Genomic DNA, 11,480 nt, shown 5'->3' with positions numbered 1-11,480 from the left:
GCAAATGAAACCAGCGAATGGTTAATCCGCCGGGCATTGGGAACTGAAACTGATCAACAAAGGCGCATGATCACGCTGCCGGCAGCATAGTCCGATTGGGGTGCCGGGAGGGGTCGCCAACCTCCCTTTCGCCGCCTCCGACCAACCGGACACTTGCGCACTGGGGCACAATCTTTACAAAACAGGATCCCAACAAAAGATCGCAGGCCGCCAGCACCGGCATTCAAGGCCCGAGCACACGGCCTTGCAGCCGTGTCCTTGTCCGCTAGATGCCTGGCAGCGGGCTGACAGCAGGCCGGATCACCGACCTTTCGGGCATGTTTCAGAAAGCGATCATGCCACCTTTCGGAGAGCGGCAGTCGTGGGATAGAGCTGCGACTTGGCCGTGGCAGCGTCGGCAAATCTGAACTGGTCGAGCAGGCTGAAGAGTGCTGATGCTTCGCTGGCAAGGCTGTGGCTTGCAGCCGTCTGCTCCTCGACCATTGCCGCATTCTGCTGCGTGCCCTGATCGACCGTATTGATGGCGCGATTTATCTCCATCAGGGCCGTGGACTGTTCCCTGGAAGCATCGACGATTGCCGAGATATCGGCATTGATGTTTTCGACATGCTGCGCGATTTCCTGCAAGGCGCCGCCGGCCTTGGTGACCAACGCAACGCCATTGCCAACCTGGACACTGGAGGCTGTAATCAATGCCTTGATTTCCTTGGCCGCCGTTGCCGAGCGTTGCGCCAATTCCCGCACTTCTTGTGCGACGACGGCAAAGCCCTTGCCCGCCTCGCCGGCTCGAGCCGCTTCCACTCCGGCATTGAGGGCCAGAAGGTTGGTCTGGAACGCGATTTCATCAATGACGCCAATGATATTGGAGATCGCCCGCGATGAGTTCTCGATCTGGTCCATCGCCCCGATTGCCTCGCGCACAACTGCGCCGGAATGGTGCGCATGTTCCTTTGTACGGGCAACCAGCTGTCCGGCTTCCTCTGCGCGTCGGCTGGAATCCTTGACGGTCGTGGTGATCTCCTCGAGAGCTGCCGCCGTCTGCTCTACGGATGCCGCCTGCTGTTCGGTCCGCTTGGCCAGATCATCGGCGGACGAGCGAATTTCGTTGGATCCCGCAGAAATCGCCTTTGCGTTTTCTGCGACGGTTCTCATGGCTTCCCGCAGCTTTGCGGAGGCGGCGTTGAAATCGGCCCGCAGCTTCTCCAGCGAGGAAATAAAGGGGGTGTCGATCCGCTGCGAAAGGTCGCCTGACGCAAATTTCGTCAGACAATCGGCAAGCTTCTCGACGTTTTCAACGCGTTGGGTGACATCCGTAGCGAATTTCACCACCTTGATCACATTTCCCTTGAGATCGAAGACCGGGTTGTAGGACGCCTGAATAAAGACCTGATGTCCCGACTTGCTGACACGGGTAAACTCGTCCGCAACAAAGTCTCCGCCTCGCAGACGCGTCCAGAACTCCGCATATTCGGCGGAATTGGCTTCGGCGGCAGAAACGAAAAGCCGGTGATGTTTGCCGACGACCTCTTCGAGAGTGTAGCCGAGCGCCTTCAGGAAATTCGCGTTCGCCGAAAGGATTTTTCCGTCGGGCGTGAACTCGATCATTGCCTGCGCACGAGACATTGCGGTGATCTTCGCGGCGCTGTCGAGTTCGTGGATCTTGGTCTGGGTAATATCGTTGGCGAATTTTACGATCTTCAGGACTTTACCGCGACTGTTCTTGATGGGGTTGTAGTTTCCGCGAATGTAAACCTCGCTGCCGTTCTTGGCGAGGCGCGTGAATTCCCTGCAATCGAATATACCGTTCTGGAGCCTTTTCCAGAATGCGACGTATTCGGCAGAGTCCGCATACTCCTTGTCGAGAAAGATCCGATGATGCTTCCCGATAATTTCCGACGGCGCATACCCCATCAGATCACAGAAATTCTTGTTGGCTGCCAGAATCTTTCCATTGATGTCGAATTCGATGACGGCAAATGAAAGATCAAGGGCGCCGAGCACTTGCTTGGAATTTGAAGAAAGAAAATTTACCACCGCGCGGCTCCAAGGATGTCAGTGTTAAGATGCTGGCCCAATTGTCTGACATCTTGCTTAAAAAGCGATTAATTGTGAATGCCAGCCCTTCGTGCTGCTTAAGATATTTGGCCGGATCAGTACCGTCTCGACAGCATTCACAGCAATTTGCCGCAGGATGGCTATGGACCTGTAACAACGAACGTCCCAATGTGGACATCGGCGACGTGTCATGCGTGCATCAATTTTAAATGGTTGTGTGGTTTCTGTCGGTCAGCCTCGTCAAAACGGGCGTTAATTCTGGAGGTGGGTTTCTTGCAGGCGAGGTTTTCAACGTGCATGTTTCGCTAGGCAGTTGGTCTTTCCAAAGTCTTCGCGACCGGTTGACGATCAGGGCACAGATGGCACTGCTGACAGCGGTTACCTGCGTCGGAGCCGTTGGCATTGCTGCTTCCGGCGCTGCAATTCTAGCACGTCAGAACGCGGTCTCCAGCGCAAACCAGGAGTTGCTGACCCTGGCACGCCACATGGCAGAACGTCTCGACCAGCACATGTTCGAACGCTACCGGGAAATCCAGAATATCGCCAACCTTGCACCGCTTCAGCCGATCTGGGGAAGCGAACCCGATGCGGTGCGCGTCGTTCTCCAGCGGCTCCAGGAGAGCTTGTCGGAATATGCCTGGCTGGGCTTTGCATCGCCGGACGGGATCGTGCGGGCTGCCACCAAGGGCATGCTCGAAGGTCAATCCGTGTCTGCACGCCCCTGGTTTGTAAATGGCCTGAAAGCGCCCACTGTCGAGGACGTGCACGAAGCAAAACTGCTTGACAAACTGCTGCGCTCCTCTTCGACCGACGCCCCGTTTCGCTTTGTCGACGTTGCCATGCCTGTGCGGGACCGGCAGGGAACGCTTGCCGGCGTGCTTGGGGCCCATATGAGCTGGACGTGGGCGGACGATGTGCGACGGACCGTTCTCAGCAACGAGGATCAAGCCTCGCCTTCGGATCTCTGGGTCGTCGGGCGTGACGGTTCGGTTCTAATCGGCGATAATTCGGCGAAGATCGACGTTTCCCGTCTCGGGGCCGCCGGGACAAGCCGGGGCACGGTCTTCATCGATCACGCGGACAGCAAGGACATGCTAACCGCGCTGGTTGCGACCAAGGGATATGGAGACTACCCGGGTCTCGGCTGGACAGTCGCCGCCCGCAAGCCGGTCGATGTGATCTATGGGGCGGCGAACAAACTGGTGCTGCAGATTTTGCTGGTTGGCCTTGCAGTGGCCGGCATTGCCTCCTGCCTCGCCTGGGTGCTGTCAGGCGCTGTCACAAGGCCGCTGCAAAACCTGGCCGAGAGCCTCGATCTCGTCGGACGCAAGACAGATGGCACGACTGTGGAGCGTGAACACGGGTCTTTGGATATTCTGCAGCTTTCCGCTGCGGTCCGCTCCCTGCTGCGAAGACTAGGATCTGCCGAAGCCGGCCAGCAGGATGCCCACAGCACGATCGATACGCTGCAGCGCGAAGTGGAGGTTCAAAAGAGAACCAACGAGGAGAAGATGCGTCGGTTCGGGCAGGATCTCCACACCCTTCAGGTCCTCGCCGATACGGACGGCCTCACCGGCCTTCTCAACCGGCGGGCCTTTCTGGAATTTGCTGAAGACGCCTGGAATTACTACAAGAAGAGCAATGGCACCTTTAGCATTCTCATGTTCGACATCGATAATTTCAAACGAATAAACGATGCGTTTGGCCACTCGGCGGGTGACTATGTCATCCGCACCATGGGCAATATCATCAGCGCCGGTATCCGCTCCACCGACAAGGTCGCACGGTTCGGAGGTGAAGAATTCGTGGTGCTGCTTCGCGAGACCGACGAAGCGGCGACTGTTATGCTCGCAAATCGTCTTCGGGAAGAGATTGCAGCGACCATGGTCAACACCGGCGCTCACAGAATCACTTTCACAACCAGCGTCGGATGCGCCATTAGCACGCCGGTTGCCCGCGATCTTGAAGACGTCATCCACAGCGCCGACAAAGCACTCTACGCCGCGAAGACGAGTGGCCGGAACTGCGTTACGTTCGACAGCCGGGTGACCCCGAACCTACAGACGGCAGATTCCGGTGCTTCAGGGTCAACGCAACATTGAACGACGAGACGGCGCGCGAACGAAAACGGTCGTCTCGTTCGTGCCGCAACATAACTTAATACAAAAAGACACTCTGCAATATTGCTCTCCGGCATAGTGCAATGCGAACCGGCCTCCCGTCGTGGGGTCAGCCTCTGCATCCATTTTATGAAAGAGAGTTATTCCCTTGCACATCAAGTCATTCGTATTTGCCATTATCGCTATTTCGTCGGCAGCGCCCGCAATGGCTGCGGACCTGTCCGTTGTTCCGGAGGCCGCGCCTGCTGCCCATTCAGCCTATGACTGGTCAGGTTTCTACATCGGCGCCCAGGGCGGCTATAGCTGGAATCAAACGACCGTTCTCGGCACCAAGGAAGATCTGGACAACGGCTCCGCAGGCATTCACGCCGGCTATAACTTCCAGTCGGGCAGCATCGTCTACGGCATCGAGAACGACTTCAACTACAACTTCGCCAAAGACAAGGACACCGACCTTGAATGGGATGCATCCGGACGCGGTCGTATCGGTTATGCCCTCGACCGAACGCTGATCTTCGCAACTGCCGGCGTCGCGGCGACAAGCGGCAAGCTGGACCTGCCCGCCATACGCAAGAAAGACGACATCCTTATTGGATGGACTGCGGGTGGAGGTGTCGAACACGCTATTACGGACAACGTCCTGGTTCGTGGCGAATATCGATATTCGGACTTCGGCAAGAAGGATTTCGGCGCCGGCGTCGGCGATTTTGGCGCCACACAGAACAAGGTCATGATCGGCGCGAGCTACAAGTTCTAGCCGCGGACAGGATGGCCCGGGAAGCACAAAGGCGAGACTTTCTCGGCTCATCCGGGATGGTCTCACCTGCCTCCCGCCGCCAATCGCAGCTCGGCAATAGAGACGGAACAAAATCCAACTAACAGACGGATCAAGCAAGGAGACTTTGCCGTGAGCGGACCTGCGAGCAAAAATAACAGACGACCCATTCTTGTCTTTCTTCCGGCCAACGCGGCAAACACCATCGTCGCCAAGCTCGAACTTGCGGGCTATCCCGCCGTGGCAGTCACGACAGTCCCCGACCTGTTCGACGCGCTTCGTACGGATGCATTCGCGCTGGCAGTCACCGTCCGGCCGCAGATCGATATCGTCCGAAACATCATCACAATCCCGGTCGTCAACCTCGAGGTCTTCTTCCATATGTCGCTCACAGCCGACAGCGGTGAGATCAGCAGCAAGCAGTTCGACGTCAATGCCTTCGTCAACCGCATAAAGACGCTCACTGCGCCCCGATCAGGACGGGAGCCTGAGAAAGTCACGGAGTTCGGGCGCAAGCCGACTGGAGCGAACCCCGCCTACGCGGGATGGCGCAAAGCGGCGGCGCACTTTTTCAAAAGCCGCTCCATGGCGAGGATGGACGTCTGAGCGTGCTTATTTCCGATCTCTCTTGCCATCGTCCGGGTTTCATGACGCGTCATGGGAGCGCAGACACGATGTCTCACATTGGTCGCTTGAAAACTTTGGCAACTGGCCGAACCGCTTTTACCTGGCTCTCCCAGGGATTGGATCCTGCACAGGCCGCCGCGGTAAAATGCGAACTCCTCTTCTGGATAGGGTCTCTTTTGATGTTGTGGATAATTGGCGCTGCCTCGGTCAGCGGTTTCGTTCTGACAGCCTTCTTTTGCCTTCTGACTTTTGCGAAGGTTCTGAGGATAACGCTCATGAAGATCATCGAAGGCATGCCGAAGTATTCCCGTGGGCGCCACTACGCGACACTCACTCTTGGAATTGCCTTTTTTGTCCTGGTTGCGGCACGCGCCTGCTATATCTCGATGATCATTGTCGATACGGGGATGTCCGGTGGGATATGATCTGGAGCTTGCAAAAAAGACCGGAGCGGATAAATCCAGCAATCGGCTTGCAACTGCGATAAGACTGGCCTCTGAGATCGGGGAGCCCGCCGAGATGACATTTCAAGACCAAGCTCACATCCTCATCGTTGAAGATGACACCGAAATCGCCGGAATGCTGGTCGAGCTGGCCTGCGCCAATGGCTACAAGGCGACGTCGGCCGACAGCGGTGCGGACATGGACCGCCTTCTGGCGCGCTACAAATACGATCTGATCGTTCTGGATGCGATGCTCCCTGGAGAAGACGGCTTCAGCATTTGCAGAAGGCTGCGCTCCTCCGGCACCATCCCAATCATTATGCTGACGGCGCTCCAGGAGGATATCGATCGTATTCTCGGCCTCGAGCTGGGAGCCGACGACTACGTCACCAAACCGTTTAACTCGCGCGAACTCATTGCCCGCATCAAGAGCATACTGCGTCGGGCTTCCTATGTGCGTGAACAGGATGGCGGGCTCGCTGCCCTGACATTTTCCGGCTGGCGTATAGATCCAAACAGTCGCCAGCTGCACGACGCCGAGGGCGCGCAGGTGTCGATGACGACTGCCGAATTCGACCTGCTACTGGCCTTCTGCCAAAATCCCAACAAGATCCTGACGCGGGAACAATTGCTGTCGATGACCCATGCGGGCACTGCGGGACCGATCGAGCGCAGTATAGACGCGCACATCAGTCGGGTTCGCCAGAAGATCGAGCCGAACCTCAAGGAGCCGACGTTTATCAAGACGGTCCGGCTCGGCGGCTACATGTTTGCCGCAAAAGTGGAGCGGATATTGTGATATCGCTGCGTTCTGCGTCCCTTCGCATACAGATACTCCTGCTTGCCATTCTCCTCGTTGTTCTCGTATCCGCTGTCGCGACGATTACCGAGCCGTTCATCTATGGCCGACATGACAAGGGGATCGAGATCGGCTTGTTCGCCGGTCGCGTGGAGACGGTGCTGCAGCAATTCAAAAAGGCCAGTTCCCGGGCAGACGAGGATGCAGCACTTGCCAATGCGGCCGCCGTCGGGCTCCGCATGGGGCGGGTCGATCCCAGGCAGTTCGCGGACGCAGCCGCCGTCGTGCCGATCCAGGCAGACGTTCGCCCGGGCATTCGCAGGCTATTGGACAAATCCTTTGCCGCGGAGATCGGCGAAATCTTCTCGCACGCCAGTCCCCGCCATAGCCTTCTCGTCATGCTCGACAACAACAACGCGCTTGCGATTGAAGCCCCTGCGTTTCCGAAATATCTCTGGTTTGCTCCAGCTGTTGCCAGCGGGCTTTTGAAGATCATCATTCCCCTGGCGATCATGGCCTATCTCAGCAGCCGGCTGATAACCCGGCCGTTGGAGCGCATCGCGACGGCGGCCCAGCGAGAAACGGTCCTGAACGAAACCTATGCGGAACCGTTCACGGTCGAGGGTGCGAGCGAGATCCGAATTCTCGCTAACTCTCTCAATACCATGCGCAGCCGTATTCAGCAGATGACCGTCGATCGCACGAGGCTGTTGCGCGCCATCAGCCATGACCTCAGAACGCCCCTCACCCGGCTTCGCATGAGAGCCGAACGGCTGGCAGATTCCGACCTCAAGGATCTGATGCTGAGAGATGTCACCACTCTCGGCTCGATGATCGACGAAAGCCTCTCATTCCTCAACGACAAGGTCGAAAACACCCGCAAAGTCGATCTGTCGAGCCTCCTCCAGACCGTCGCCAGCGATTTCGCCGACACTGGCGTCAACGTTACGTTCGAAGGTCCGCGACGTGTCGTGTACATCTGCAAGCCGCAAGGCCTGACGAGAGCCGTGAGCAACCTGGTGTCGAACTCCGTCCGTTATGCGGATCAGGTCTGCATAACGCTGGAATGCCTGGACGACGGCAGTGTCCGGATCGCAGTGAAGGACAATGGGCCGGGCCTTCCCGACGAGATGAAAATACGCGTGCTCGAGCCGTTCTTCAAGGCGGATGCATCCCGGCAGGGCGGAGCGATGGGGAGCGGATTCGGCCTTGGCCTGACGATCACGAAGGGCATCGTTGAGAAAGGTCACAACGGCACGTTCCAGTTGCTCGACAATATGCCGAAAGGACTGATGGCCGATATCCGGCTGCCGCCCGCAACCTGACAGGCTTGCAGCGCCCCGTTTGTTCATTCGTGGCTGCGAATATTTCAGAACATCAAAGAAGACACGACAATACACAAATGTCGGATGGTCATTCCTGAATCTTAGCTCGGAGACTATCTTTCTATGCCAACAATCAAAACCTTTTTCGCGATTGCATTTGCGTGTGCAGTGACTGCCGGATGTACGACGACCGGTCCTGTCGTCTACGACGGGCTCGCCTCAGCGTCGGTGCTGAAACCCAATCCCAATGACCAGAATGGTCGCGAACCCTTTGTTTTCCGGGGCGACATCAGCTTTCGACAATACACTAGAATGATCGTTGACCCCGTGACTGTCTATGCCGGCGCCGACGCTCAGTTTGGCAAGGTTTCCGCCGAGGACAAGCAGGCTCTCGCGCGCTACATGCAATCGGAATTCACCGACAAGCTGAAAACGCGGTTCTCGATCGTGACGGCTCCGCAGCCGAACACACTCAGGCTGCACCTAACGCTCACGGGCGCGAAAGCAAATACCCCCGTGCTCGGCACGCTTTCCCATTTCGACGTCGCGGGCGGCGTCTACAACGGCGTTCAGGCAGTCCGAGGGGGCGAAGGATCGATGACGGGATCGGTCAACTATGCGGTCGAGGTCTACGATGCAACAACGAGCCGCCTGCTGCTTGCCTATGTCAGCAAACAATTTCCGGGAGCAATGAATATCGGCGCTAGCATGGGATCGATGCAAGCTTCGATGGTGGGCGTTGAAAAAGGTGCGGACGCGCTGCTGGCCAAACTTCGCTAGTGCCGAGCACCCTCAACTAGCCCCGACCGAAGCCGTTGCCCCCGGCAGGGTCAAAAACCGGATCCTAGCCGTAGCCATCGGCGAAAAGCGTATCCGCTATCTCAGTTGGCGGCGCGTCGGCGAACACCGGAATAGATGAGCGCAGCCGCGACGACCAGCAGACCCTGGAAGAAATACTGGAACGTTTGGCTAAGCCCGAGGAAGGTGACAGCGTTCAGAACCTCGGTGAGCAGGACCGCACCCAGCAAGGTTCCGATAAACGTTCCCCGGCCGCCGGTGAGGCTGGTGCCGCCAAGGACCACAGCCGTGATGCTTGAGAGCGTATAGTTGATCCCCTGGCGTGGATCTCCGACGCCAATTTGCGTCATCAGCATGATTGCGCCGAGGCCGGTGAGCAGCGAACAGGCGATATAGCCAGCAATGAACGTCAGGTCGACACGGATGCCGGCCCTGCGCGCCGAATGCTCGTCAGAACCCACGGCACGCAGCCGCCAGCCTGCCTTTGTCTGGCGCAGCACATATTCGCCGCCGACCGCGATTGCAACCAATGCGAGGAAGGCGACCGGGAAAGGCCCCCACTGCCAATTGACCCAATCGGTGACGGTCGCGCTGATGTAGCCATCGGGATTGTCGCGCAGCAGGAAGCTCAGCCCCTGTATGGCAATATACATGGCCAACGTGGCTGCGATCGGCGTAAAATTGGCAAAGCGGATCAACAGCCCGTTGATTGTACCGGTGATGAAAGCACCGGCAAACATCAGCACGAAGCCCGCCAGCATCATGACGGAGGATTTATCGTCATTGATGAAGAAGGAGGCGACGACGACGAGGAAGCCGGCGAGCGGGCCGACGGAAAGATCGATGCCACCCATCAGCAGCGCGACGGTCTGCCCGAGGGCGATGAACCCAAGCGCCGTTGCGAGAAGAAAGATATTGTAGATGTTGTAGATCGAAAAGAAGTTGTCGTTCTGGCTGTAGACATAGAGCCCGAGCAGGATTGTGACGAGCGCAAGTGGCACAGCAGGTGCGTTGTCAGACTGCAGGAAATGACGGAATGCACTGGTCTTTTCAACAGCCTTGGAAACGCTGGCGCCTCCATGGGTACTGGCATTGACGGCAGCAGCAACGATGCGTCCTTCGGTGACGTCGTCGCCGGTCAACGTCGCAACGAGATGGCCACGCGACATGACGATGACCTTGTCACACAGCCCCTCGAGTTCGACGGCATCCGAGGAGTTGACGATGACCGGTGTGCCGCGGTCGGAGACTTCGCGCAGGATACGGTAGATTTCGAAGCGGGCACCGACATCCACGCCTTGCGTTGGCTCGTCGGCAATGATGAGGCCGGGATCGGATAGCATTGCCCGAGACATCACAACCTTCTGCTGATTGCCACCGGAAAGCGACAGGATGGGCGCCTCCAAGCCGGGTGTCTTCACCGCAAGCTCGCTGAAAATCGCGTTGACCTGCTCGAGTTCCTTTTTGCGGCTCATGACGCCGCCGACAGAGAATTTTTCGAGAGCCGAGAAGGTTGCGTTCTCGCGCACCGTGAGGCTGCTTGCCACCCCTTCCACATGCCTGTCGGATGGCATGAAGGCTGCTTCGCGCAGCAATTCGCTCTGCGTCAGCTGCCGACCACGCAGCGTGATAGTCCCTTCCGCTACATGCAACCCTGCAAGTACGCGCATGAGTTCCGGCTGGCCGTTACCAGCCACGCCGGCGACGCCGATGATCTGGCCGCGCTGCATGTTGAAACTGATGTCTGTCAGCTCCTTTGAGCTGATGCCGCTAACGGAAAGGCTGGTTTCGTCCTCTGCCCGCTGCGACTTTGGGGGAAAGGCCGATTTCAGTGTGCGCCCGACGATCATGTTGACGAGATCACCGTCGCTGATGTCCCGCACCATTTCCGCACCGCGCACCTTGCCATCGCGCAATACCGTGACACGATGGGCGATCTGCCGAAGTTCTGCCAGGCGATGGGTGATATAGATGACCGCTGTGCCGGCGCCCGCAATTTCGCGGATACGTCCGAACAACATGTCGGTCGAATCCTGGTCGAGGGAAGCCGTCGGCTCGTCGAGGATGAGAACCCGTGGCTTCAGCGCCAGGGCCTTGGCGATTTCAAGCAGATGCTTCTGCGCCACCGTCAGGCTATCGGCACGCATGACAAGCGGCACTTGAAGCCCGACCGTATCGAGAACCTCCTGGACGACCTCCTGCGGCGACCGGCCGGCAAAAACCGAAGACGGAAGCGCCACACGCAGATTTTCCATGATTGAAAGATCTTCGAGAATGGCCGGATGCTGGAAGCAGATACCGATCCCCAGCGACTTCGCAATCTCGGGTGTCAATTGCTGGAGCGGCCGACCCTCGAAGCTGATTTCGCCGTCGGTCGGGCGCAACGTGCCGGAGATGATATTCATCAGCGTCGATTTGCCGGCGCCGTTCTCTCCGAGAATGGCGTGAACTTCGCCCTTGCAGAACTCGACGTTCACATCGCTGAGTGCGGGGATGGCAGAGAAATACTTGGAGATACCGGAGAGACGGATAATCACG

At 57.9% G+C, this 11,480-nt stretch carries 9 protein-coding genes; 7 read left to right on the top strand and 2 right to left on the bottom strand.

Annotated elements, in window-relative coordinates:
- Nucleotides 1–333: 333 nt before the first annotated feature.
- A complete protein-coding gene (locus tag PR018_RS19085; protein ID WP_142831642.1) occupies nt 334–2,034 on the bottom strand; it encodes a methyl-accepting chemotaxis protein in 1,701 nt (566 codons plus the stop codon).
- Nucleotides 2,035–2,414: 380 nt separating this feature from the next.
- Here PR018_RS19085 and PR018_RS19080 point away from each other — a divergent pair, with 380 nt between their 5' ends.
- The 7 genes from PR018_RS19080 (at nt 2,415) to PR018_RS19050 (ending at nt 8,924) form a co-directional block, all read left to right on the top strand.
- Complete coding sequence (locus PR018_RS19080) at nt 2,415–4,157, top strand: sensor domain-containing diguanylate cyclase (protein WP_161990999.1); 1,743 nt, start codon at nt 2,415–2,417, stop codon at nt 4,155–4,157.
- Nucleotides 4,158–4,323: 166 nt separating this feature from the next.
- Nucleotides 4,324–4,932 carry an outer membrane protein gene (locus PR018_RS19075; protein WP_142831640.1) on the top strand — a complete coding sequence of 203 codons (609 nt, stop codon included), beginning with the start codon at nt 4,324–4,326 and terminating at the stop codon, nt 4,930–4,932.
- Nucleotides 4,933–5,082: 150 nt separating this feature from the next.
- Nucleotides 5,083–5,556 carry a hypothetical protein gene (locus PR018_RS19070; protein WP_209187785.1) on the top strand — a complete coding sequence of 158 codons (474 nt, stop codon included), beginning with the start codon at nt 5,083–5,085 and terminating at the stop codon, nt 5,554–5,556.
- A gap of 296 nt (nt 5,557–5,852) precedes the next feature.
- Nucleotides 5,853–6,002 carry a hypothetical protein gene (locus tag PR018_RS19065; protein ID WP_153816505.1) on the top strand — a complete coding sequence of 50 codons (150 nt, stop codon included), beginning with the start codon at nt 5,853–5,855 and terminating at the stop codon, nt 6,000–6,002.
- Between the two features lie 94 nt (nt 6,003–6,096).
- On the top strand, nt 6,097–6,819 hold the full coding sequence (locus tag PR018_RS19060; protein ID WP_142832606.1) for a response regulator: 723 nt from the start codon (nt 6,097–6,099) through the stop codon (nt 6,817–6,819).
- Entirely contained in the window at nt 6,816–8,144 is a 1,329-nt protein-coding gene (locus PR018_RS19055; RefSeq protein WP_142832607.1) for an ATP-binding protein, read from the top strand. Before PR018_RS19060 ends, PR018_RS19055 begins: the two co-directional genes overlap by 4 nt.
- Before the next feature lie 123 nt (nt 8,145–8,267).
- Nucleotides 8,268–8,924, top strand: a complete 657-nt coding sequence (locus PR018_RS19050) for a DUF3313 domain-containing protein (RefSeq protein WP_142831001.1) — start codon at nt 8,268–8,270, stop codon at nt 8,922–8,924.
- A 101-nt stretch (nt 8,925–9,025) separates the two neighbouring features.
- Here the strand turns inward: PR018_RS19050 and PR018_RS19045 are convergent, their stop codons facing one another.
- Nucleotides 9,026–11,479 (bottom strand): ATP-binding cassette domain-containing protein, encoded by a 2,454-nt coding sequence (locus tag PR018_RS19045; protein ID WP_203452799.1) that lies wholly within the window; start codon nt 11,477–11,479, stop codon nt 9,026–9,028.
- Nucleotide 11,480 lies beyond the last annotated feature (1 nt).

Origin of the sequence: Rhizobium rhododendri (assembly GCF_007000325.2) — a bacterium.
Taxonomy (GTDB): Bacteria; Pseudomonadota; Alphaproteobacteria; order Rhizobiales; family Rhizobiaceae; genus Rhizobium; species Rhizobium rhododendri.
Note: the sequence above shows the minus strand (reverse complement) of the source record. Positions and strands in the feature narration are given on the sequence as shown.